We start from the raw sequence: 21,703 nt of genomic DNA, 5'->3' as shown, positions 1-21,703 counted from the left end.
ACGGCGGGCGTCAGTGGTCGCCGGCGTCGAGGCGGGCGCGCAGGCGCTCGATGCCACCGCGCAGGAGCTCGCCGTAGCCGTCGTCACCGAGCAGGTGGGCCGTGGTCTCGGCCGCCTCGAGCTCGCGACGGGCCTCGGTGATACGCCCCTGGCGGCGGTAGCCGTCGCCGAGGTTGAGGTGGAGGCTGGGCGCGAGGGCCGCGGCCGAGGGGATGCCGACCGGCGCCAGCGCGTCGTCGGCCAGGTGCGCGTGCTCGCGCAGCGCGGCCTCGTCCCACGCCACCTCGTCGGCGAGGGCGGGCTCGAGGTCGGCGAGGTAGTGCGCGAGCACGCAGCGCGTGGCGTGCTCGCCCGGCCCGGTCCCCTCCCAGGCGGCGAGCATCCGGGCCCGCCCGTCCTCGCGCTCGCCGCCGAGCGCCTGCGTCACGCCGGCCAGGACCGCGCTCCACTCCGTCATGCCGCGGACGCTACGGGCCGCCACCGACGGGGCCGCGGCGGCATCCACCGGGGGTCGAGGGCGCACACGGTCGCCGGGGCGACCGCTTCCGCACTCGACTCCGGACGGGATGGGGCGGGGACGGCGAACCGCCCGCCACGCGCTGCGTGACGGGCGGTCCGGGGTGGGGCATCCCGTCGTCCCTGCACGACGGGATGCCCGGGCGGCTCGCCGGAGGGAGCGGAGCCGGGGAGGGACCTCGCTCAGGCCTGCTTGGCGAGCTGGAGGTCGATGACGAGCTTGATCTTCTCGGAGACGAGGACGCCGCCCTTCTCGAGGTTGGCGTTCCAGGTGAGGCCCCACTGCGTGCGGTCGAGCTCGCCGGAGGCCTCGAAGGCCGCCTTCTCGTTGCCCCACGGGTCGGTCGCGACGCCGCCGAACTCGACGTCGAGCGAGACCGGCTTGGTGACGCCCTTGATCGTGAGGTCGCCGGTGAGGGTGGAGCCGTCGAACGAGGTCGAGCGGAAGGTCATGTCGGGGTGGTTCTCGGAGTCGAAGAAGTCACCGCTGCGCAGGTGGCCGTCGCGGTCGGCGGTGCCGGTGGCGACGGAGGCGGTCTTGATGGTGACCTCGGCGGTGGAGTCCGCGAGGGTCTCGCCGACGACGACGGTGCCGGCGACGTCGGTGAACGAGCCGCGGACCTTGCTCACCATGAGGTGGCGGGCGACGAAGCCGACCTCGGTGTGGGTGGGGTCGATGGTCCAGGTGCCGGTGGAGAGGCCGGTGAGGGTGTCGGTCATGGGTGGTGCTCCTTCGAGAGGGTGGGGCGTGCGGTAGTTGACGCTTCAACTATGCACCATCGTCGACTATTCCGCCTCCCGGGTCGTGGGACGATGACCCCGTGGAAACGACCCGGTGGCTGGCGAGCGACGAGCAGCGGTGGTGGCGCGCCTACCTGCGCGGCAACCGCGAGCTCGACGTCGCCCTCGACCGCGACCTCTCCCGCGAGGGTGTGAGCCTCTCGGACTACGAGCTGCTCTCGATGCTCTCGGAGGCCGAGGGCCGCCGGCTGCGGATGTCCGCCCTCGCCGAGCTCATCGTCCAGTCGCGCAGCCGGGTCACGCACACCGCGGCCCGCCTCGAGCGCCGCGGCTGGGTGCGACGCACCCCGGCGCCCGACGACGGCCGCGGGGTCGTCCTCGAGCTGACCGACGACGGCCTCGGCGCCGTCGAGCGGCTCGCCGCCGCGCACGTCGCCAGCGTCCGCCGCCACCTCGTCGACGTCCTCACGCCGTACCAGTTCCGCGCCCTCGGCGAGGCGATGGAGGCCGTCCGCGACGCGTACGCCAGCGACCCGACGACCCCGGCATCCCCCTGCGAGCCCTGCTGACCCGACAATGGGGAGGTGACCGACACCTCCACCGCCCCCGCCGCCGCTGACGAGGCGCCCGCCTCCGCCGCCCTCCTCGCCCGGGCCCGCGCCGTCACCCCCGGTGGCGTCAACAGCCCGGTCCGCGCCTTCCGCTCGGTCGGCGGCACGCCCCGCTTCATGGTCCGCGGCGAGGGACCGCTCCTCACCGACGCCGACGGCCAGGAGTACGTCGACCTCGTCGGCAGCTGGGGCCCGATGATCCTCGGCCACGCCCACCCGGCCGTCCTCGACGCCGTGCACACCGCGGCCTCGCGCGGCACGTCCTTCGGCACCCCGAGCGAGAACGAGGTCGCGCTCGCCGAGGAGATCGTGGCCCGCGTCCGGCCCGTCGAGCAGGTCCGCCTCGTGAGCAGCGGCACCGAGGCGACGATGAGCGCCATCCGCCTCGCCCGCGGCTTCACGGGCCGCCCGCTCGTCGTCAAGTTCGCCGGGCACTACCACGGCCACGTCGACTCCCTCCTCGTCGCCGCCGGCTCGGGCGTCGCCACGCTCGCGCTGCCCGACTCCGCCGGCGTGCCCGAGCAGATGGCCGCCGAGACGATCGTGCTGCCGTACAACGACGTCGCCGCCCTCGAGGAGCTCTTCGCCGCCCGCGGCGACCAGATCGCGTGCGTCATCACCGAGGCCGCCGCCGGCAACATGGGCGTCGTCGCGCCGCAGCCCGGGTTCACCGAGGCGCTGCGCCGGGTCACCGCGCAGCACGGCGCGCTCCTGGTCTCGGACGAGGTGATGACCGGCTTCCGCTGCAGCCGCGCCGGCTGGTGGGGCCACGAGGGCCTCGACCTCGCCCCGGACCTGCTGACCTTCGGCAAGGTGATGGGCGGCGGCTTCCCGGCGGCGGCGTTCGGCGGCCGCGCTGACGTCATGGCGCTCCTCGCGCCCGACGGGCCGGTCTACCAGGCGGGCACCCTCAGCGGGAACCCCGTCGCGACCGCCGCCGGCCTCGCCACGCTGCAGCACTGCGACGACGCCGTCTACGCCCGCCTCGACGAGGTGTCCCGCGCCATCAGCACCGCTGCGTCCGAGGCGCTCTCGGCCGCCGGCGTCGCGCACCGCGTCCAGTACGCCTCCTCGATGTTCTCCGTCTTCTTCCGTGACGGAGAGGTGCGCGACTACGACGACGCCCGCGACCAGGACACCGCCGCCTTCGGTCGGTTCTTCCACGCGATGCTCTCGGCCGGCGTCTACCTGCCGCCGAGCGCCTACGAGTGCTGGTTCGTCTCGGCCTCGCACGACGACGCGGCCGTCCAGCGCGTGCTCGACGCCCTGCCCGGCGCCGCCGCCGCGGCGGCGGCCGGCTGACGGCCCGCCGGGTCGCCGCGGCGGTGTCGAACCCCGTCCGCGGCACTCAGGTGGGTTTGCGACAATCGCGAGCATGACCCCGACCGCCGGTGGCGCCGTCCCCGCCGAGCCGCAGCGCACGACCGTGCACCTGCTGCGGCACGGCGAGGTCCACAACCCCGGGCAGGTCCTCTACGGGCGGCTGCCCGGGTACCACCTCTCCGAGCTCGGGCGCCACATGGCCGAGCTCGCCGCCGAGCACCTCGCCGACCACGACGTCGTCCACGTCGTCTCCAGCCCCCTCGAGCGGGCGCAGGAGACCGCGGCGCCGGTCGCGGCCGCGCACGACCTCCCCGTCACCGTCGACGAGCGGGTCCTCGAGGCCGGCAACGAGTTCGAGGGACTGCCGGTCGCCGGCGGCCAGGGGCTGCTGCGCCACCCGCGCCTGTGGCCGAAGATGCTCAACCCGCTGCGGCCGTCGTGGGGCGAGCCCTACGGCGAGATCGTCGAGCGGATGCGCTCCGCCATCGTCGACGCCCGGGCCGCCGCCCGCGGCCACGAGGCGGTCATCGTCAGCCACCAGGCGCCGATCTGGATGATCCGGCTCGCCACCGAAGGACGCCCCCTCGTGCACAACCCCGCCCGCCGCGAGTGCTCCCTCGCGAGCCTCACCTCCCTGACCTTCCTCGGCGACGAGCTGCTCTCGCTGTCGTACGCCGAGCCCGCCGCCCAGCTGCTGCCCCGCGCCCAGAAGGGGGCCGGCGCATGAGCCGGACGCCGTCCCGCCGGGCCGCGCTCGGCGCCGCGGCGCTGGCCGCCCTCGTGCTGGCCGGCTGCAGCAGCGACCCCAACTCGGTGGCCGCGCAGGCGAAGGCCGGCGACCAGAAGGGGTACATCAGCGGCGACGGCGCCGTCGAGACCATCCCGGTCGCCGACCGGCTGGAGCCGGTGACGATGGACGGGCAGCTGCTCGACGGCACCGCGTGGGACATCACCTCGACCCGCGGGCAGGTGCTCGTCCTCAACGTCTGGGGCTCCTGGTGCGCCCCGTGCGTCGCCGAGGCCCCCGACCTCCAGAAGGCCTGGGAGGAGCAGCAGGCGAAGAAGGCGCCGGTGCAGTTCATGGGCATCGACTTCCGCGAGGAGGCCGAGCGCGGCGCGGCGTTCGTCGAGAAGGCGGGCATCACCTACCCGAGCCTCAGCGACAAGCCGGGCCTGCTCATCCTGCGCCTCCAGGGCAAGGCCCCGACGACGCCGAGCACCCTCGTCCTCGACCGGGAGGGACGCATCGCCGCCCGGGTCAACGGCCCCGTCGACGCCACGACCCTCTCCGGCCTCGTCGACGACGTGGTCGCGGAGAAGTGACCGCCGGCCTCGTCGCCGCCACCGGCGACACCGTGACGAGCGGGGCGCTCCCGCTCGCGGTCGGTGTCGCCGCGCTCGCCGGGCTCGTCTCGTTCGCGAGCCCCTGCGTGCTGCCCCTCGTCCCCGGCTTCCTCGGCTACGTCACGGGGCTGACCGGCGAGTCCGCCGCCGACCGTTCGCGCGGGCGCACCCTTGCGGGCGCGCTGCTGTTCGTCGTCGGGTTCACCGTCGTCTTCGTCCTCGGGTCGATCTTCGTCACCGGCATCGGCAGCGTCCTCGTCGAGCAGCGCGAGGTGCTGCTGCGGGTCGGCGGCGCGGTCGTCGTCCTCATGGGGCTGGTCTTCGTCGGCCTCGGCAGCCAGCGGGAGGTGCGCATCCACTGGCGCCCGCGGGCCGGCCTGCTCGGGGCGCCCCTGCTCGGTGCGGTGTTCGCGCTGGGATGGGCTCCCTGCACCGGCCCGACCCTGGCCGCCGTCCTCGTGATGGCCACCGCGTCCGGCGACGCCCAGGTCACCCGCGGGGTCACGCTCGCGCTCGCGTACGGCCTCGGGCTGGGCCTGCCGTTCCTGCTCGTCGCGGCCGGGCTCGACCGCGCGGGCCGCGCGTCCGCCTGGCTGCGCCGGCACATGCGCACCATCCAGCTCCTCGGCGGCGTCCTGCTCGTCGTCGTCGGGCTGCTCATGCTCACCGGCGTCTGGGAGACGATGAACCGCTGGGTCCAGACCGAGCTCGTCTCCGGCTTCGAGGTGTCCCTGTGAGCACGACCGACGACCGTCCGACGACCGAGACCGCCCCCGCCGGCGACGGCACGCCCCCTCGGGCGCCGGTCACCCAGCCGCGGCTCGGCGCCGTCGGCTGGCTGCGCTTCCTCTGGCGACAGCTGACGAGCATGCGCACCGCGCTGTTCCTGCTGCTCCTGCTCTCGGTCGCGGCCATCCCCGGCTCGACCTTCCCGCAGCGCTCCATCGACGCCGCGCGCACGACGCAGTTCATCACCGACCACCCGACGGCGGGGCCCATCCTCGACAAGCTCGGGTTCTTCGCGGTCTACGCGTCGCCGTGGTTCGCCGCGATCTACCTCCTCCTGTTCGTGTCGCTCATCGGGTGCGTCGCGCCCCGCAGCCGCATCCACTGGCACCAGCTGCGCTCGCGGCCGCCGCGGGCCCCGCGTCGCCTCGAGCGCCTCGCCGCGCACTCCGAGGAGGTCGTCGACGGCACCCCCGACGAGGTGCGCGAGCGGCTGCGCGGCGTCCTGCGCTCGAAGCGCTACCGGGTGCACGCCCACGACGACACCTCGCTGTCGGCCGAGAAGGGCTACCTCAAGGAGACCGGCAACCTCGTCTTCCACCTCGCGCTCATCGGCGTCCTCGTCGGCGTCGCGTGGGGCCACCTGCTCGGGTGGAAGGGCGACGTCATCGTCCCGGTCGGCGACACCTTCGCCAACAGCCTCTCGTCGTACGACACCTTCAGCCCCGGCCCGTGGGTCGACGTCAACGACCTCTCGCCGTACTCGATCCGGCTGGACCGGCTCGACGTGAAGTTCGAGACCGAGGACACCGGGCGCGGGCAGTTCGGGATGCCGCGCGACTTCCGGGCGTACACGACCTTCACGACGCCCGAGGGTCGTACCGAGGCGCGCGAGATCGCCGTCAACCACCCGCTCGAGACTGGCGGCGGCAGCGTGTTCCTCCTCGGCAACGGCTACGCCCCGAAGGTGACCGTGCGCAACGCCGCCGGTAAGGCCATCTACACCTCGGCGACGCCGTTCCTCCCGCAGGACAACAACTACACGTCGGTCGGCGCCATCAAGGTGCCCGGGGCCCAGCCCGACGAGCTCGGCTTCACGGGGCTGTTCCTGCCGACCGGTGTCATCGACTCCAAGCGCGGGCCGCACTCGACCTTCCCCGACACCCTCGACCCGCAGCTGGCACTCAGCGGGTTCTCCGGGACGCTGTTCCCCGGCGGTGGCCCGCAGTCGGTCTACACGCTCGACACGGCCGAGATGAAGCCGCTGCCCGGCAAGGACGGCGCCGACCAGCTGCGCATCCTCCTCAAGCCCGGCCAGACCTACGAGCTGCCCGAGGGGCGCGGCTCCATCACCTTCGACGGGGTCGAGCGCTTCGCCGGCCTCTCGATCCGCACCGACCCCGGCAAGACCCTCACCCTCGTCTCGGCGCTGCTCGCGCTCGCCGGGCTCGTCCTCAGCCTCGTCGTCCGGCGCCGCCGGGTCTTCGTCCGGGTTCGCCCCGAGGAGGGCACGGGTCGTACCGTGGTCTCCGTCGGCGGCTTGGCCAAGGACGACGACGAGGGGATGGCCGACGAGGTCGCCGCCGTCCTCACCGCACCCGGAGGAACCCGATGACCGACCTGACGCTCGCGCAGCTGTCGAACCTGTCCGTCTACTCGGCGATGGTCGTCCTGACCCTCGCGATGCTCGCGCACGGCCTGTACCTGGCCCGCGTCGTGCCCGCCCGGGAGGCCGTCGCCGTCGAGGCGCCCGAGCGCGAGCTCGTCGCGGCCGGTGGCGGCTCCGCGCCGGGGGACGACGCGCCCGCCGTCCCCACCGAGAGGGCCGACGAGCCGGCCGGCGCGCGCAAGGCCGCCGGCATCGGGCACTCGCTGACCGTCCTCGGGACGCTGCTGGTCGTCGCCGGCGTCGTGCTGCGCGCTCTCGAGGTGCACCGCTGGCCGCTCGGCAACATGTACGAGTTCGCCATCGTCGGGGCGATGTTCACGCTGCTCGCCTACGTCGCGTGGTCGACCCGCCGCGACCTGCGCTGGCTCGGGGTCTTCGTCACCGGCCCGGTGCTGCTCGTGCTCGGCGCGGCCATCACCGTCTGGTACACCGACGCCTCCGAGCTCATGCCGTCGCTGCGCTCGGTGTGGCTGGCCATCCACGTCACGGTCGCGACGATGTCGGTCGCGGTGTTCACCATCGGCGCCTCGCTCGGCATCCTCTACCTGATCCAGGACCGCGTCGAGGCGCGCGAGGGCGGGGCGACCGACCGGGCGGCCTTCATGCGGCGGCTGCCCACGGCCCGGGCGCTGGAGCGGCTGACGTACGCGACGCACATCGTCGCCTTCCCGATGTGGACCTTCACCGTCATCGCCGGCGCCATCTGGGCCCGCCAGGCCTGGGGCTCGTACTGGAACTGGGACCCGAAGGAGGTCTGGAGCTTCGTCATCTGGACCGTCTACGCGGCCTACCTGCACGCCCGCGCGACGACCGGCTGGAAGCGTCAGAACGCCGTGTGGATCTCGCTCGCGGGGTTCGTCTGCGTGCTGCTCAACTTCGCCGTGGTCAACGTGTTCTTCGTCGGCCAGCACTCCTACTCGGGCATGTGAGGGACCCCGCTCGATGAACGCCTTCCTGCGCTACACCGTCCTGCGCCTGCTCATCTTCTTCGGCTGCGTCCTCGCGCTGTGGCTCGCGGGGCTGCGCGACGAGGAGCAGCTGCTGCTCCTCGTCGTCCTCGCGGCCCTGGCGTCGATGGCCATCTCGTACGTGGCGCTGCGGCGCTTCCGCCAGGACTACTCGGCGCAGCTGTCCGAGACCATCGAGCGGCGTGCGGCCGCCCGCCGGGAGAAGGGCGGCGACCGGCGCACCGACGAGCAGGCCGAGGACGAGGAGGTCATCGTCCGGCCGTCGACCGCGGCCCGCCCGGCCACTGCCGAGGACGACGACTTCCGCTGACCCGCTCCGCCCGGTCGAGGTGAAACCCGACCCTCTCGTGGTCGAACATCACCTCTACCCGCGCGCGCCGGCGGCCTCGGTCCCGGGTCGAGGTGAAACCCGACCCTCCCGTGGTCGCTTTTCACCTCGACCCGCGCGCGACGGCGGCCTCGGTCCCGGGTCGAGGTGAAACCCGACCCTGCGGGGGTCGAGCATCGCCTCGACACGGGGGTTCGTCCACGAGACCCCGGCTCCGAGCTCGTGTCTCGTGGACATTTCGGGGTGACCCCGAAATGTCGAGGCGGGTGGGGCGGGAGGGTCAGGTGAGGGCGCGGCCGAGGGCGACGCCGGCGAGGACGAGGACGGCGTACGCCACCTCGTACAGCCCGGTCGCGGCGAGCACCGGGATGAGCCCGGGCCCGGTCGTGCCGGCGCGCACGACCCGCACCCCGCGCCACCCGACGACGAGCGCGAGCAGGCCGAGCAGCGCCCACGGCTGCCAGAGGGCCATGACGAGCAGGGCCAGCACCGACACCCCGACGAGCCCGACGTAGAACGCGCGCGTCCGGGCGTCACCGAGCCGCACCGCGAGGGTCCGCTTGCCGTGCTCGACGTCGGTGGGGATGTCGCGCAGGTTGTTCGCCACGAGGATGCCCGAGGCGATGGCCCCGACGCCGACGGCGCCCGCGAGGCCGAACCACGAGACCGCGCCGGCCTGGGTGTACTCCGTGCCCAGCGTCGCCATCAGGCCGAAGAACACGAAGACGTAGACCTCGCCGAGGCCGCGGTAGCCGTAGGGGTTGTCGCCGCCGGTGTAGCGCCACGCCGCGAGGACGGCCAGCGCGCCGAGCGGGAGCATCAGCCAGGCCTGCGAGAGCGCGACGAGCGCCAGCCCGACGACCCCGGCCGCCCCAAAGGAGAGGAAGGCCGCGACCTTGACGTTGCGCGGGTCGGCGAGCCGCTGGCCGACGAGCCGCACGGGGCCCGAGCGGACCTCGTCGGTGCCGCGGATGCCGTCGGAGTAGTCGTTGGCGTAGTTGACGCCGACCTGCAGCGCGAGGGCGACGAGCAGGGCGAGCAGCGCGAGCCCGGCGTCCGCCTCGCCGACGCGCAGGGCGGCGGCGGTGCCGAGGACGACGGGGGCGACGGCGGCGGGCAGGGTGCGCGGGCGGGCGCCCGCCACCCACTGGGCGAGAGTGGCCATCGGTCGGTCAGAGTCCCTTGAGGAAGTCGGGGTCGTCGTCGGGGCCGCGCGGCGGGCGCCGCGTCGGCCCGGGAGTGCCGCGGCCCGGCCGACCGCCCCGGAGGAGAGGCCCGGCAGGGCGCCCGGCGACGAGCCAGGCGACCGGCCCGACGACCGGGAAGAGGAGGATGAGGAGCATCCAGGCGATCTTGGGCAGGTTCCGGACGGACCCGTCGTCGGTCTGGATGCAGTCGACGAGGGTCCAGATCGTCAGCGCGAGGCTGAGGACGACGGGCAGGAACCGCAGCACCCCGTCATCCTCCCACGGGGAAGAGCGCGGCCACGGCGGCCCGGTCCGGCTTGCCCGGCCCGCGCAGGGGGACGGCGCCCGCCGCGGTGACACGCCGCGGCAGGGCGTGCGCCGGCAGGTGGGGGCGCAGGAGGTCGCGGACCTCGGCGAGCGAGAGCGGCCGCGCGTCGGGGGCCGGAACGACGAGGAGGCTGACCGCCTGACCCCACTCCGGGTCCGGCGTACCGACGACGACGGCCTCGAGGACGCCGGGGACGTGCTCGAGGGCGGCCTCCTCGACGACGCGGGGCGCGACCTTGAGCCCGCCGGTCGTCACGAGGTCGTCGAGCCGGCCGTCCACGTGCAGCCGGCCGTCGTCGTCGAGGTGCCCGGCGTCGTCGGTGCGGTACCAGCGCGAGCCGTCGGGGTCGACCTCGAAGGCGCGGAAGGTGAGGTCCGGCCGCCCGAGGTAGCCGTGCGCGAGCGTGGCGCCTCCGAGCCGGATGCGCCCGTCGTCGTCGAGGCGGACCTCCGCGCCGCGCAGGGCGGTGCCGTCGTAGACGCAGCCGCCGCACGTCTCGCTCATCCCGTAGGTCGTGAGGACGCGGACGCCCGCGGCCTCGGCCCGGCGGCGCAGCACCGGGGGAGTGGCGGCGCCCCCGACGAGGACGCCGTGCAGCGTGGTCAGGGCGTGGGTCGCGGCGGGGTCGGCGAGCAGCCGGACGAGCTGGGTGGGCACGAGCGAGGTGTAGTGGCGGTGGCGGGGGTCCATCCGCCGCACGGCCGCGACGAAGGCGCCGGGGATGAAGCCGGCGGAGAGGTCCGTGGCGACCGGCTCGGTGTCGGCGTCGAGGCCGCGCAGGAGGACCTGGAGGCCGGCGACGTGGCCGGCGGGCAGGGTGAGCAGCCACTGGCCGGGACCCCCGAGCCGCTCGTGGGTGGCGCGGGCGCTCGCGCCCAGCGCAGATGCCCCGAGCATCGCGAGCTTCGGTGCGCCGGTGGAGCCGGAGGTGCCCACGACGACGGCGAGGTCGTCGGCCGCGGCCGCCCGCGCGGGCAGCTGCGGGGGCTGCGACCCGGCGACGTAGGGCGCGACCGCGCCGCCGCCGGCGAGGGCCCGGCGCAGCCGGGGGAGGACCGCGACGGCCTCCTCGCCCGCGGGCACGGGCAGCGGCTCGACGTCCATGCGGTCACCGTACCCAGCCGCAGCGCGCCGCCCGGCCGCCGCCCCGGGCTGGTCATCCGCGGCGTCCCGCGGGACCATGGGGCGAGCGCGAGGAGGTGGCCGGATGCTCGGGACCACGACGACGGACCTTGAGCGCCTGCGCGCGCACCGCGCCGAGCTCGGGGAGTCGATGGCCGCCCTCGACGCGGCGCTCGCGCTGCCGGTCGGGCTCGGGCCGGTGTGGCGGCGCCGGGTGCGCGCCGCCCTGACCGAGCTCGCCCACGACCTGCGCGACCACGTCGCGCTGACGGAGGCGCCCGACGGCCTCTACGCGGACCTGCGCACCCGCGCCCCGCGGCTGGCGCACGACGTGGCCCGCCAGCTCGTCGACCACGTCGAGGTCGTCGCCGAGGTCGAGCGGCTCCTCGACGAGCGCGACGACGGGCTCGCCGACGAGGACGCCGTCCGGATCCACCGCGAGGCGGCGACGCAGCTGCTCGGCCGCCTCGTGCGCCACCGTCAGCGCGGGTCCGACCTCGTCTACGCCGCCTACGACGTCGACCTCGGCGGGTCCGGCTGAGGGAGCGCCGGTTACGGCTGGACGGCGGGCACGAAGTCGAAGGTGTTGCCCAGCAGCCACACGAGCAGCAGCACCACCGGCAGGTGGATCGCGAACTGCAGGAACGTGAACCCGACGAGGTCACGGGCGCGCAGCTTGAGCACGGCGAGCAGCGGCAGCATGAAGAACGGGTTGACGAGGTTGGGCAGCGCCTCCGCCATGTTGTAGATCTGGACGGTCCAGCCGAGGTTCATCTGCACGTCGGTGGCGGCCTGCATCACGTACGGGGCCTCGACGAGCCACTTGCCGCCGCCGGAGGGCACGAGGATGCCGAGCACGGCGGTGTAGACGGCCAGCGCGACGGCGAACCCGCCGCCCCCGCCGAACGAGGTGAAGATCGAGGACAGGTGGTCCGAGAGGGTCTCGCCGCCGCGGCCCTCGGCCTTGGTGAGGACGGCCGCCATCGCCGCGTAGAGCGGGAACTGGACGAGGATGCCGGCCGTCGCGGGCACGGCCTTCTGGACGGCCATGAGGAAGCGCCGCGGCGTGCCGTGCAGGACGAGCCCGAGGACGAGGAAGACGAGCAGGTAGCCGTTGAGGCTGCTGAGCACCGCGACCGCGGACTTCTCGAGCAGCTGCCCGACGAGCCAGCCGAGCGTGATGACCCCGAGCAGGACCGGCAGCACGCGCGAGTACTCGAGCCACTCGCCGGGGCGCTCGCGCTCCGGGGGCGCCTCGGGCAGGTCCTCGGTGTCGATGCCCATGTCCTGCGCCGTGCGCACCGACGCGCCTCGGGGGCACGAGGCCCACGCGATGACGGTGGTCAGGACGATGAGGAGCAGCGCCGAGACCATCGACTGCCAGGTGAAGATGGTCTTCCCGAAGTCGAGGACGCCGGTGATCTCGAGCAGCGGGGCGGGCAGCGAGGCCGGCGTCGCCTGGAGCTGGGCGGCCGACGACGAGAGGCCCAGCGCCCAGACGGCGCCCAGGCCCATGAACGCGGCGGCACCGAGCGCGCGGTAGTCGACGCTGAGGTCCTCGCGGCGGGCGACGGCCCGGGCGAGCAGGCCGCCGAAGATCAACGACAGGCCCCAGTTGAGCAGCGAGACGCTCATCGACAGGAACGCGACGAACGCCACCGCGCGGCGGGGGTCGTTGGGCAGGTGGGCCAGCGCCTCGATGAGCCGGGCCACCGGGGGAGCGGTCGCCACGACGTAGCCGGTGAGGACGACCATCGCCATCTGGAGCGTGAAGGCCGTCAGGTCCCAGAAGCCGGTGCCGAAGGTCTCGACGACGGCGGCCGGCGTGGACCCGTTGGCCAGCGCGGCGACCGAGACGATGACGACACCGAGCGCGGCGAAGACCCACGCGTCGGGGAACCACTTCTCGGTGAACGCGGCGAAGGTCTGGGCGACGCGGGCGAGCCCGCGCTCGTCGGTCGTGGGAGCGGTCGTCGTCGACATGGTCGTCCTCGCGTCAGGGGTCGGGTCTCAGAAGTACCAGGGGAAGGGCGACCAGTCGGGGTCGCGCTTCTCCAGGAACTGGTCGCGGCCCTCGACGGCCTCGTCGGTCATGTACGCGAGCCGGGTGGCCTCGCCGGCGAACACCTGCTGGCCCATCAGCCCGTCGTCGAGCAGGTTGAAGGCGAACTTGAGCATCCGCTGCGCCTGCGGCGACTTCGACATCACGTCGCGGGCGAGCCCGAGCGCGGTGGCCTCGAGCTCGGCGTGGTCGGCGACGATGTTGACCGCGCCCATCCGGTGCATGTCCTCGGCGGTGTACTCGCGGCCGAGGAAGAAGATCTCGCGGGCGAACTTCTGCCCCACCATCTTCGCGAGGTAGGCGCTGCCGTAGCCGCCGTCGAACGAGCCCACGTCGGCGTCGGTCTGCTTGAATCGGGCGTTCTCGCGGGAGGCGACGGTGAGGTCGCAGACGACGTGGAGGCTGTGCCCGCCGCCGGCCGCCCAGCCGCCCACGACGGCCACGACGACCTTCGGCATGGTGCGGATCAGCCGCTGCACCTCGAGGATGTGCAACCGCCCGCCCTCGGCCTTGACCCGGCGCTCGTCGACGGTGTCGGCGGTCTCGCCCTCGGCGTACTGGTAGCCCGAGCGGCCGCGGATGCGCTGGTCGCCGCCGGTGCAGAACGCCCAGCCGGCCGTGCGCGCCGACTGGCCCTCGCGCGGCGTCGGGCCGTTGCCGGTCAGGAGGACGACGCCGACGTCGGCGGTGCGGCGGGCGTGGTCGAGGACGCGGTACAGCTCGTCGACGGTGTGCGGCCGGAACGCGTTGAGCACCTCGGGCCGGTCGAACGCGACTCGGACACAACCGAGCCCGACCGCGCGGTGGTACGTGACGTCGGTGAGGTCCTCGAAGCCGGGCACGTCCTCCCAGGCCGAGGGGTCGAAGGTCTCGCTGACTCCGGGGATCGCGCTCACGGCGGCAAGGCTAGCCGGGCAGCGCGCAAAGCCCCGACGGGCTGCCTCGTCCGGCAGGGTGAGGACGCATGTCGACGGCGACCTTGCCGCCCCAGCAGTCCGAGTCCGGTTCCTCGCCGCGATGGCGCCTCGTCGGGCCGGGCCTCGTGGTCGCCGCCACCGGCGTCGGGGCGGCCGACCTCGTCGCCACCCTCATCGCCGGGCAGAAGTACGGCTACGCCCTCCTGTGGGCCGTCGTCGTCGGCTGCCTCATGAAGATCGTCCTCGTCGAGGGCGCCGGCCGGTGGACGCTCGCGACGGGCTCGACGATCTACGAGGGATGGTCGAGTCTCGGCCGCTGGACGACGTTCTACTTCGGGCCGTACATCGTCGTCTGGGGCTTCGTCTACGGCGCGGCGGCGATGGCCGGCACGGGGCTCCCGCTGCACTCGCTCTTCCCCGCCGTGTCGGTCCCGGTGTGGGGCATCGGGTCCGGCGTGGTCGGCGCCCTGCTCGTCTGGTTCGGCCGGTACGAGCTCTTCGAGAAGCTCTGCGCCGCGCTCGTCGGCCTGATGTTCGTCACCGTCGTCGGCGCAGCGGTGCTGACCGTCCCCAACGTCCCGGACCTGCTCGTCGGGCTGGTGCCGACCGTGCCCGCCGGGTCGGTCGTCAACGTGCTGTCGGTCGCCGGCGGCGTCGGCGGCACCATCACGCTCGCGGCCTACGGCTACTGGATCCGCGAGAAGGGTTGGACGACACCTCGGTTCATGCGCGTCATGCGTCTCGACAACCGTGTCGCCTACATCGTCACCGGGATCTTCGTCGTCGCCACGCTCATCGTCGGGGCCGAGCTGCTCTACTCCGCGAAGATCGCCGTGCAGACCGGCGACCAGGGGCTCCTCGACCTCGCGAACGTCCTCGACGACCGCTACGGCACGTGGGCGAGCAAGGTCTTCCTCGTCGGCTTCTGGGCCGCCGCGATGTCCTCGCTCCTCGGTGTCTGGAACGGCGTCAGCCTGATGTTCGCCGACTTCGTCGGCCACGTCCGCAAGCTGCCCGAGGACGCGCCCGAGCGCGGCATCGGCGGCCGCTGGTACCGCGCGTACATCCTCTGGCTGACCCTGCCGCCGATCGCGCTCATCCTCGTCGGCCGCCCCGTCTGGCTGCTGCTCGCCTACGGCGTCCTCGGGGCGTTCTTCATGCCGTTCCTCGCCGTGACGCTCATCTGGCTGCTCAACACCGACCGGGTCCCGCGCGAGTGGCGCAACAAGTGGTGGTCGAACCTCTGGATGGGGATCACCGCCGTCGCCTTCGTCGCGCTCGCGGCCAACGAGCTCGTGAAGGTCGTCACGGGCGACTGACCGCGGCACGCGGTCCGTCCTACGGTGGTGCGGTGACGGTCGCAGCCCTGCCGGAGGTCCTCGCCGGCCTCCACGTCGTCGCCGTCCCGATGCGGGTCCCCTTCCGGGGGGTCCTCGTCCGCGAGGCGGCGCTCCTGCGGGGGCCCCGCGGGTGGGGGGAGTTCGCACCCTTCCTCGAGTACGGGCCGGCCGAGGCGGCGCGCTGGCTGGCCGCCGGGATCGAGGCCGCGTGGACGGGATGGCCGGAGCCGCTGCGCGACAGCGTGCCCGTCAACGCCACCGTCCCCGCCGTCGCGCCCGACGAGGTGGCCGGGGTCCTCGCCCGCTTCCCGGGCTGCACGACCGCGAAGGTCAAGGTCGCCGAGCGCGGCCAGCCGTCCGCCGCCGACGTCGACCGGGTCGCCGCCGTACGGTCCGTCCTCGGGCGCAGCGGCCGCGTCCGGGTCGACGCCAACGGGGGCTGGGGGGTCGAGGAGGCCGCGCAGGTCCTCGGCCGGCTGGCCCGGTACGACCTCGAGTACGCGGAGCAGCCGTGCGCCACGGTCGAGGAGCTGCGCGACCTGCGGCTCCTGCTCGGCCGTCGCGGGCTCGACGTCCCGGTCGCGGCCGACGAGTCCATCCGCAAGGCGTCCGACCCGCTGCGCGTGCGCGACCTCGAGGCCGCGGACGTCGTCGTCGTCAAGGTGGCGCCGCTCGGTGGCGTGCGGCAGGCGCTCGAGGTCGTCGAGGCCTGCGGGCTGCCCGCGGTCGTGTCGTCCGCGCTCGACACGAGCGTCGGGATGGCCGCCGGCGTGGCGCTCGCCGCGGCCCTCCCCGAGCTGCCGTTCGCGTGCGGGCTCGGCACGGTGGCCCTGCTCGCCGGCGACGTGACGACCGAGCCGATGCGGCCCGCCGGCGGCGCGCTGCCGGTGCGCCGCGTCGCCGCCGACCCGGGGCTGCTCGAGCGATGGGCGGCGCCCCGGGAACGGACCGACTGGTGGCGCGAGCGCGTCGCGGCCGCCCACGACCACCTGACGGGAGCACCCGCATGACCGGAGCCACGAACGACGAGGTCCCCGACGGCGCGGCCGTCCGGTGGGTCTGGCTCTTCCTCGACACCCCCGTGGCCGACGCCGAGCGGTCCTGGGCCTTCTGGTCCGAGGTGACCGGGCAGGAGGTCGTCGACCGCCGCGGCGAGCGTGACGAGTTCGCCACCCTCGCACCGGTGCACGGCGACCCGTGGGTCAAGCTGCAGGCCGTCGGCTCGGGGCGCGGGGGAGTGCACCTCGACCTCGATGTCGAGGACGTGCACCTCGCCGCCGCGCGGGCCGAGGCGCTCGGCGCCACGCGCGTGGGCGCCATCGGCGACACCGTCGTCGTCCTGCGCTCGCCCGGAGGGTTCGTCCACTGCCTCACGACGTGGGACGGTCGGGCCGGCCGTCGGGGCCAGCCACGCGACGGGCTGACCAGCATCCTCGACCAGTGCTGCCTCGACGTGCCGCGCTCGCGGTGGGAGGCGGAGAACACGTACTGGCAGAGGCTGACCGGATGGACCTGGCGGGCCTCCGACGAGCCCCGGTACGCGTCGGTCAGCGCCGGCGCCGCGATGCCGGTGCGCATCCTCCTGCAGACCCTCGGCGAGGAGGACGGCGAGGTGCGCGGGCACGTCGACCTCGCGTGCGCGGACCGGGCCGCGGACACCGCGCGGCACGTCGCCGCCGGCGCCGTGGTGCTCGAGGAGCGCTCGTTCTGGACGGTGCTGCTCGACCCGGTCGGCCGCGTGCACTGCCTCACCGACCGTCCGCCGAGCCCGGCGCGCTGACGTCCGCGCCGGTCCTGCCGGCCGCGCTCAGCGCTCGAGCGGCAGCCCGAGCAGCGCGTTCTCGACGACCTCGGCGAGGGCGGGGTGGATCCAGTACTGCCCGCGCGCGACGTCGTGCACGTGCTGGCCGAAGCTCGCCGCCTGGACGAGGGGCTGGACGATGCTCGACGCCTGCGGCCCGACCATGTGCGCCGCGAGGAGGCGGCCGTCCGGGGTCGCGTGGAGGGTCAGGACCCCGGTGGTGTCCTCGAGCGCCCAGCCGTAGGCGACGTCGCCGACCTTCTGCGTGTACGTGACGAACTCGGTGCCGTCGGACTCCAGCTGCGCCGCCGTCGGGCCGAACGAGGCGACCTGCGGGTGGCCGAAGACGGCGTGGGGCACCGGCCGGTCGTCGGCCTCGTGCGGCGGGCCGTCGAGCCGGCCGAGGTCGACCGCGAGGTTGTGCGCGACGATCCGCGCCTCCCCGTTGGCGACGTGCTTCAGCTGGTGCTCGGAGCTGATGTCACCGAGCGCCCAGACGCGCGGGACGCTCGTGCGCCCCTGCCGGTCGACGACGAGCCGCCCGTCGGGGTGGGTGTCGAGCCCGCCCGTGACGGCATCGAGGAGGTCGCTGTTGGGGCGGCGGCCGACGGCGAGGAGCACGACCTCGGCCTCGACGTGCGCGGCGCCCTCGGGCCCCTCGGTGCCCAGCCGCCAGACGCCCGAGACGTGCTCGGCGCTCGTGACGGTCGTCGACAGGCGCACGTCGTAGCGCGAGCGCGCGACCTCGGTGTAGCGCTCGGAGACCTCGAACTCCTCGGCCATGAGCAGCCGGCCCGAGCGCTGCACCTGCGTCACGTGGACGCCGAGCGCCGAGAAGACGTGGGCCATCTCGCAGGCCACGAAGCCGCCGCCGACGACGGCCATCCGTGCGGGCAGGGCGTCCAGGCGCATGACGGTGTCGGAGGTGTGCACGCCGTTCGCGGGGTCGGCGCCGGTCAGGCCGTCGAGGGCGAGGCCGACGGGCCGGCTGCCGGCGGCGACGACGACGCGCTCGGCGGTGACCTCCTCGCCGGAGTCGAGGACGAGGGTCCGGGGGCCGGTGAAGCGCGCCCGGGAGCGGTAGAGGGCGACGTTCTCCTGGCCGGCGCGGTAGTCCTCGCCGCCGTGCGAGATCGGGTCGATCCGGCCGAAGACGCGGTCGCGGATGGCCGGCCAGTCGACCTGCGGCGGGTCGAAGGTGACGCCGAGCCGGTGGGCGTCCTCGGCCTCGACGACGCGGTCGGCGGGCAGGACGAACATCTTCGTGGGGATGCAGCCGACGTTGAGGCAGGTCCCCCCGAAGGTCCCCTTCTCGACGATCGCGACGTCGAGGCCCTCGAGCTCCGGGGTGAGGAGCGAGTTGCCCGAGCCGCTGCCGATGATCACGAGGTCGTGGTGGGGCATGGCGCCACGCTACGTGGTGCCGCTCATCCACAGGGCGCCGGTGCGCGGGCGCTCGTCCACAGACCGGGCGCCGGTGCTGGTGCGGGGACGGGCCCGTGGGGTGGGGTTGGCGCAGGCGAGACGGGAGGAGGCCGCGGTGGACGTGGCGGAGGTGGAGGCGCTGGCCCGGCGGGTCGAGGAGGCGGTCGAGGTCGTCGGGGTGCGCGCGGGCGGCCTGACGCGGTCGTCCGGCGAGTGGTGGGAGGGCCCGGCGGCGGACGCCCTGCGCGCGTCGGTGGACACGCGTCGCGCCCGGCTGGTGGCCCTCGCCGACGAGCTCGCGTGGCTGGCACGCTCGCTGCGCGCGCTCGCGTCGGCGCTGCGGGCCTCGGCCGACGACGGGCTGGGGAGGGCCTCGTGACGCGGGTGGCCGTGCGGTCCGAGGCCCTGCTGGCCTGGGCCGGTGCGCTGGCGTCGACGGCCGAGGTCCTGCGCGACGAGGGGTCGGCCGTCGCCGGTGGGGCGGCCCGGCTGGCGTCCGGCGTGGGCGGGGGCGGGCTGCCCGGGGTCGGCGTGCTCGGCGCGTGGGTCGGGGTCGAGGCCGACGCCGCGCGGGTGGCGGGCCCGGCCGGCCTGTGGGGCGAGGCGCTCGCGCTCGACGTTCTGGCGGTCCGGCTGCGGCTCGCGGCCGTGGCGTACGCCGGGGCCGAGGACCTCGCGGCGGCGGCGCTCGCGGGGGTGCGTTCCGGGGTCGCACGGGCCGCCTCGGTCGGGTGGTTCGACGAGACCGGCGCCCGGGTAGTGGTGGAGCGGGTGCCGCCGCGGTGGACGCCCCGCACGCTCGCCGGCCCCGGCGACCTCGTGGCCCTCGGCGACGGGCTCGACGGCGGGCGGGTGCGGGTCGTCGAGGTCGCGGCGCCGGGCGGCGGGTCGGCCTGGGTCGTCGTCGTGCCGGGCACGCAGTCGTGGTCCCCCCGGGCCGGGCCGCAGCCGTTCGACCTGACGACCGACCTCGCGGCGGTCACCGGGGACGCGACGCTCGCCGGGGCCGGCGTCGTGGCCGCGCTCGACGCGGCCCGCGCGGCGTCCGCCCGCCGCCGGGCGCTGCCGCCGGGTGCGCTCGCGACCGAGCCGGTGGTCCTCGTCGGGCACAGCCAGGGTGGCCTGCACGCCGCGTCCCTCGCGGCCGACGACGGCTTCCGGCGCGGGCACCGGGTCACCCACGTCCTGACCACCGGCGCACCCATCGGGCTCGTGGAGATACCGGAGGACGTGCGCGTCCTGTCCGTCGAGCACGCCGACGACCCGGTGCCGGCGCTCGACCTCGCCCCCAACCCGGCGCGTGCGTCCTGGCTCACGCTGCGGGTCGGCGCCGGCCCGCCGGTCGACGTGGCCCGCCACGGACTCGACGGCTACGAGCGCACGGTGAGAGCGGCGGCCGGAGCGCCCCTCGGCGCCGTGCCGGGCCTGCGCGCGTGGCAGGCGTCCGCGGGGTCCGTGCTCGGGCGGCCGGTGCTCGGGGTCAGCGAGGTCGCCGTCACGCGCGGGGCCCGGACACCGCCCGGGGCCGGCTGGCAGAATCGCGGCCCGTGACCCCCTCCACCGCGCTCGCCACCGTGCTCGTCGACGAGCTCGTGCGCGGCGGGGTCCGCGACGCCGTCCTCGCGCCGGGCTCGCGCTCGGCCCCGCTCGCCTACGCGCTGCTCGCGGCCGACCGGGCGGGTCGGCTGCGGCTGCACGTGCGGGTCGACGAGCGGTCGGCGGGCTTCCTCGCGCTGGGGCTCGCGAAGGGCTCCGGCCGCCCGGTGCCCGTCGTCACGACCTCCGGCACCGCGGTGGCGAACCTCCACCCGGCCGTCCTCGAGGCCTCCCACACCGGCGTGCCCCTCGTCGTCGTGTCGGCCGACCGCCCGCACGAGCTGCGGGGGAGCGGCGCGAACCAGACGACCCGCCAGCCGGGGATGCTCTCCGGTGCCGTGCGCTGGGAGGCCGACGTGCCCGCCCCCGACGCCGTCCCGGTGGACGGCGACGGCCGGGGCGCCTGGTGGCGGGCCACGGTCTGCCGGGGGCTCGCCGCGGCGCAGGGCTCGACCGGCGGCGAGCCCGGGCCGGTCCACCTCGACGTCGCCTTCCGCGACCCGCTGGCGCCCGGGGCCGGAGGGCCCGAGCCGCTGCCGGAGCACCTCACCGGGCGGCCGGACGACGGGCCGTGGACCGCGGTGCGGCCCGCGGTCGCCACGGCGCCGGCAGGGAGCATCGAGCACGTCGAGCGCACCCTCGTCGTGGTCGGCGACCTGCCGGGGGGCGGTGGCGACGAGGCCGTCGCCTGGGCGGCCTCGCGCGGGTACCCGGTCGTCGCGGAACCGTTCGCCGGTCCGTCCGCGCGGGCGGCCACGCTGCCGCACGGTCCTCTCCTGCTCACCGCCACCGGGTGGGTCGACGCGCACCTGCCCGAGCGCGTCCTCGTCGTCGGACGAATCACCCTCGCCCGGCCGGTGGCGGCCGTGCTCCGCCGGCCGGGGGTGCGGGTCGAGGTCGTCACCGGGGCGACCACGTGGCCCGACCCCTCGCACGTGGCGGCGGTGGTCCATCCCCTGGCGGCCCTGCACGCGGACGCGGGTGCCGACCCCGTCCCCCCCGGCGACTGGGCGCGGTCGTGGCACGAGGCCGGCCGCCGGCTCGCCGAGGCCGTCGCCGCGCAGGGCCTGCCCTGGCCGAGCGGCCTCGCGGTCGCGGCGGTGGTCCACGACGCCCTCCCCGCCGACGGGGTCCTCGTCCTCGGCTCGTCCAACCCGGTGCGCGACCTCGACCTCGCGACGGCCGGTCGCACCGGTGACCCGCACGTCGGCGTCCGGGTCCACGCCAACCGCGGGCTGGCGGGCATCGACGGCGTCGTCTCGACGGCCGTGGGCGTCGCCCTCGGGACCGGCCGCCCGACCCACGCGTTGCTCGGGGACCTGACCTTCCTCCACGACGCCAACGGGTTGCTGGTCGGACCCCACGAGCCGCGCCCCGACCTCACGCTCGTCGTCGTCAACGACGACGGCGGCGGCATCTTCACCACCCTCGAGCACGGGGCGCCCGAGCGTGCGGACTCGTTCGAGCGCGTCTTCGGGACGCCGACCGGTACCGACCTCGCCGCCGTGTGCCGGGCGCACGGGGTCGCCCACGAGCGCGTCGCCGACCGCGAGGCGCTCGCCGCCGCCGTCGCCCGCCGCCCCGACGGGCTGCGCGTCGTCGAGGTCCGCCTCGACCGCTCGACCCATCGCGACGCGCACGCCGCGCTCCGGGCGCTCGCCGCCCGCACCCTCGACAGCTGACCGGGGGCCGATTCGGC

The 21,703-nt window shown here is 75.1% G+C and carries 23 protein-coding genes; 15 read left to right on the top strand and 8 right to left on the bottom strand.

Annotated elements, in window-relative coordinates; translation table 11 throughout:
* Window positions 1–10 precede the first annotated feature (10 nt).
* Together LG324_RS18330 and LG324_RS18325 are read right to left on the bottom strand one after the other, a co-directional pair.
* On the bottom strand, window positions 11–457 hold the full coding sequence (locus tag LG324_RS18330) for a hypothetical protein (RefSeq protein ID WP_404350259.1): 447 nt from the start codon (window positions 455–457) through the stop codon (window positions 11–13).
* A gap of 242 nt (window positions 458–699) precedes the next feature.
* Window positions 700–1,236 (bottom strand): YceI family protein, encoded by a 537-nt coding sequence (locus LG324_RS18325; protein WP_207022472.1) that lies wholly within the window; start codon window positions 1,234–1,236, stop codon window positions 700–702.
* Between the two features lie 101 nt (window positions 1,237–1,337).
* On the opposite strand from LG324_RS18325, the gene LG324_RS18320 reads away from it, so the two are divergent.
* The 8 genes from LG324_RS18320 to LG324_RS18285 all read left to right on the top strand — a co-directional run bounded on the left by LG324_RS18320 (window position 1,338) and on the right by LG324_RS18285 (window position 8,208).
* Window positions 1,338–1,826 (top strand): MarR family winged helix-turn-helix transcriptional regulator, encoded by a 489-nt coding sequence (locus LG324_RS18320; RefSeq protein WP_207022473.1) that lies wholly within the window; start codon window positions 1,338–1,340, stop codon window positions 1,824–1,826.
* 15 nt (window positions 1,827–1,841) lie between these two features.
* Window positions 1,842–3,170 (top strand): glutamate-1-semialdehyde 2,1-aminomutase, encoded by a 1,329-nt coding sequence (gene hemL / locus LG324_RS18315; RefSeq protein ID WP_404350256.1) that lies wholly within the window; start codon window positions 1,842–1,844, stop codon window positions 3,168–3,170.
* Between the two features lie 73 nt (window positions 3,171–3,243).
* Window positions 3,244–3,918, top strand: coding sequence for a histidine phosphatase family protein (locus tag LG324_RS18310; protein WP_404350253.1), 675 nt, complete (start codon window positions 3,244–3,246; stop codon window positions 3,916–3,918).
* Window positions 3,915–4,514: a TlpA disulfide reductase family protein gene (locus LG324_RS18305; RefSeq protein ID WP_207022476.1), complete on the top strand. Its 600-nt coding sequence runs from the start codon at window positions 3,915–3,917 to the stop codon at window positions 4,512–4,514. The genes LG324_RS18310 and LG324_RS18305 overlap by 4 nt, the downstream gene beginning before the upstream one ends.
* Window positions 4,511–5,272 (top strand): cytochrome c biogenesis CcdA family protein, encoded by a 762-nt coding sequence (locus LG324_RS18300; RefSeq protein ID WP_404350251.1) that lies wholly within the window; start codon window positions 4,511–4,513, stop codon window positions 5,270–5,272. Before LG324_RS18305 ends, LG324_RS18300 begins: the two co-directional genes overlap by 4 nt.
* On the top strand, window positions 5,269–6,876 hold the full coding sequence (locus LG324_RS18295) for a cytochrome c biogenesis protein ResB (RefSeq protein ID WP_404350249.1): 1,608 nt from the start codon (window positions 5,269–5,271) through the stop codon (window positions 6,874–6,876). The genes LG324_RS18300 and LG324_RS18295 overlap by 4 nt, the downstream gene beginning before the upstream one ends.
* Window positions 6,873–7,859, top strand: coding sequence for a c-type cytochrome biogenesis protein CcsB (ccsB, locus tag LG324_RS18290; RefSeq protein WP_404350247.1), 987 nt, complete (start codon window positions 6,873–6,875; stop codon window positions 7,857–7,859). The genes LG324_RS18295 and ccsB overlap by 4 nt, the downstream gene beginning before the upstream one ends.
* 13 nt (window positions 7,860–7,872) lie before the next feature.
* Entirely contained in the window at window positions 7,873–8,208 is a 336-nt protein-coding gene (locus LG324_RS18285; RefSeq protein ID WP_051750097.1) for a DUF4229 domain-containing protein, read from the top strand.
* 298 nt (window positions 8,209–8,506) lie between these two features.
* Here the strand turns inward: LG324_RS18285 and LG324_RS18280 are convergent, their stop codons facing one another.
* Genes LG324_RS18280 through menE form a run of 3 tightly spaced genes read right to left on the bottom strand, consistent with a single transcriptional unit; the run spans window position 8,507 to window position 10,845 of the window.
* A complete protein-coding gene (locus LG324_RS18280) occupies window positions 8,507–9,391 on the bottom strand; it encodes a 1,4-dihydroxy-2-naphthoate polyprenyltransferase (protein ID WP_030526688.1) in 885 nt (294 codons plus the stop codon).
* Between the two features lie 7 nt (window positions 9,392–9,398).
* Window positions 9,399–9,680 (bottom strand): PLDc N-terminal domain-containing protein, encoded by a 282-nt coding sequence (locus tag LG324_RS18275; RefSeq protein ID WP_404350244.1) that lies wholly within the window; start codon window positions 9,678–9,680, stop codon window positions 9,399–9,401.
* Between the two features lie 4 nt (window positions 9,681–9,684).
* On the bottom strand, window positions 9,685–10,845 hold the full coding sequence (menE, locus tag LG324_RS18270) for an o-succinylbenzoate--CoA ligase (RefSeq protein WP_404350242.1): 1,161 nt from the start codon (window positions 10,843–10,845) through the stop codon (window positions 9,685–9,687).
* A gap of 103 nt (window positions 10,846–10,948) precedes the next feature.
* Here menE and LG324_RS18265 point away from each other — a divergent pair, with 103 nt between their 5' ends.
* Complete coding sequence (locus LG324_RS18265; RefSeq protein WP_404350240.1) at window positions 10,949–11,404, top strand: hypothetical protein; 456 nt, start codon at window positions 10,949–10,951, stop codon at window positions 11,402–11,404.
* An 11-nt stretch (window positions 11,405–11,415) separates the two neighbouring features.
* On the opposite strand, the gene LG324_RS18260 is transcribed toward LG324_RS18265, so the two are convergent.
* Window positions 11,416–12,846: a short-chain fatty acid transporter gene (locus LG324_RS18260; protein WP_404350238.1), complete on the bottom strand. Its 1,431-nt coding sequence runs from the start codon at window positions 12,844–12,846 to the stop codon at window positions 11,416–11,418.
* Between the two features lie 27 nt (window positions 12,847–12,873).
* Window positions 12,874–13,821, bottom strand: a complete 948-nt coding sequence (locus LG324_RS18255) for a 1,4-dihydroxy-2-naphthoyl-CoA synthase (RefSeq protein WP_030526693.1) — start codon at window positions 13,819–13,821, stop codon at window positions 12,874–12,876.
* 68 nt (window positions 13,822–13,889) lie between these two features.
* Here LG324_RS18255 and LG324_RS18250 point away from each other — a divergent pair, with 68 nt between their 5' ends.
* From LG324_RS18250 to LG324_RS18240, 3 genes are all read left to right on the top strand, one after another.
* Window positions 13,890–15,161, top strand: coding sequence for an Nramp family divalent metal transporter (locus LG324_RS18250; RefSeq protein ID WP_404350236.1), 1,272 nt, complete (start codon window positions 13,890–13,892; stop codon window positions 15,159–15,161).
* A gap of 89 nt (window positions 15,162–15,250) precedes the next feature.
* On the top strand, window positions 15,251–16,192 hold the full coding sequence (locus LG324_RS18245) for an o-succinylbenzoate synthase (protein ID WP_404353162.1): 942 nt from the start codon (window positions 15,251–15,253) through the stop codon (window positions 16,190–16,192).
* On the top strand, window positions 16,189–16,962 hold the full coding sequence (locus tag LG324_RS18240) for a VOC family protein (RefSeq protein ID WP_404350234.1): 774 nt from the start codon (window positions 16,189–16,191) through the stop codon (window positions 16,960–16,962). Before LG324_RS18245 ends, LG324_RS18240 begins: the two co-directional genes overlap by 4 nt.
* Before the next feature lie 27 nt (window positions 16,963–16,989).
* On the opposite strand, the gene LG324_RS18235 is transcribed toward LG324_RS18240, so the two are convergent.
* Complete coding sequence (locus LG324_RS18235) at window positions 16,990–18,387, bottom strand: mycothione reductase (protein ID WP_404350233.1); 1,398 nt, start codon at window positions 18,385–18,387, stop codon at window positions 16,990–16,992.
* Between the two features lie 136 nt (window positions 18,388–18,523).
* Here LG324_RS18235 and LG324_RS18230 point away from each other — a divergent pair, with 136 nt between their 5' ends.
* Genes LG324_RS18230 through menD form a run of 3 tightly spaced genes read left to right on the top strand, consistent with a single transcriptional unit; the run spans window position 18,524 to window position 21,686 of the window.
* Complete coding sequence (locus LG324_RS18230) at window positions 18,524–18,787, top strand: hypothetical protein (protein WP_404350231.1); 264 nt, start codon at window positions 18,524–18,526, stop codon at window positions 18,785–18,787.
* On the top strand, window positions 18,784–19,959 hold the full coding sequence (locus tag LG324_RS18225; RefSeq protein WP_404350229.1) for a hypothetical protein: 1,176 nt from the start codon (window positions 18,784–18,786) through the stop codon (window positions 19,957–19,959). Before LG324_RS18230 ends, LG324_RS18225 begins: the two co-directional genes overlap by 4 nt.
* On the top strand, window positions 19,956–21,686 hold the full coding sequence (gene menD / locus LG324_RS18220; RefSeq protein WP_404350227.1) for a 2-succinyl-5-enolpyruvyl-6-hydroxy-3-cyclohexene-1-carboxylic-acid synthase: 1,731 nt from the start codon (window positions 19,956–19,958) through the stop codon (window positions 21,684–21,686). The genes LG324_RS18225 and menD overlap by 4 nt, the downstream gene beginning before the upstream one ends.
* Window positions 21,687–21,703 lie beyond the last annotated feature (17 nt).

The organism is Phycicoccus jejuensis (assembly GCF_044797865.1).
Classification (GTDB): domain Bacteria; phylum Actinomycetota; class Actinomycetes; order Actinomycetales; family Dermatophilaceae; genus Phycicoccus; species Phycicoccus jejuensis.
The sequence above is the reverse complement of the archived record's forward strand: the minus strand, read 5'-3'. Positions and strand labels throughout refer to the sequence as shown.

Bases quoted from the DNA above. Each gene is read 5' to 3' on its own strand.
- LG324_RS18330 (WP_404350259.1), bottom strand. From the start codon at position 457: ATGACGGAGTGGAGCGCGGTCCTGGCCGGCGTGACGCAGGCGCTCGGC.
- LG324_RS18325 (WP_207022472.1), bottom strand. From the start codon at position 1,236: ATGACCGACACCCTCACCGGCCTCTCCACCGGCACCTGGACCATCGAC.
- LG324_RS18310 (WP_404350253.1), top strand. From the start codon at position 3,244: ATGACCCCGACCGCCGGTGGCGCCGTCCCCGCCGAGCCGCAGCGCACG.
- LG324_RS18305 (WP_207022476.1), top strand. From the start codon at position 3,915: ATGAGCCGGACGCCGTCCCGCCGGGCCGCGCTCGGCGCCGCGGCGCTG.
- ccsB (WP_404350247.1), top strand. From the start codon at position 6,873: ATGACCGACCTGACGCTCGCGCAGCTGTCGAACCTGTCCGTCTACTCG.
- LG324_RS18285 (WP_051750097.1), top strand. From the start codon at position 7,873: ATGAACGCCTTCCTGCGCTACACCGTCCTGCGCCTGCTCATCTTCTTC.
- LG324_RS18280 (WP_030526688.1), bottom strand. From the start codon at position 9,391: ATGGCCACTCTCGCCCAGTGGGTGGCGGGCGCCCGCCCGCGCACCCTG.
- menE (WP_404350242.1), bottom strand. From the start codon at position 10,845: ATGGACGTCGAGCCGCTGCCCGTGCCCGCGGGCGAGGAGGCCGTCGCG.
- LG324_RS18265 (WP_404350240.1), top strand. From the start codon at position 10,949: ATGCTCGGGACCACGACGACGGACCTTGAGCGCCTGCGCGCGCACCGC.
- LG324_RS18260 (WP_404350238.1), bottom strand. From the start codon at position 12,846: ATGTCGACGACGACCGCTCCCACGACCGACGAGCGCGGGCTCGCCCGC.
- LG324_RS18250 (WP_404350236.1), top strand. From the start codon at position 13,890: ATGTCGACGGCGACCTTGCCGCCCCAGCAGTCCGAGTCCGGTTCCTCG.
- LG324_RS18245 (WP_404353162.1), top strand. From the start codon at position 15,251: ATGCGGGTCCCCTTCCGGGGGGTCCTCGTCCGCGAGGCGGCGCTCCTG.
- LG324_RS18240 (WP_404350234.1), top strand. From the start codon at position 16,189: ATGACCGGAGCCACGAACGACGAGGTCCCCGACGGCGCGGCCGTCCGG.
- LG324_RS18235 (WP_404350233.1), bottom strand. From the start codon at position 18,387: ATGCCCCACCACGACCTCGTGATCATCGGCAGCGGCTCGGGCAACTCG.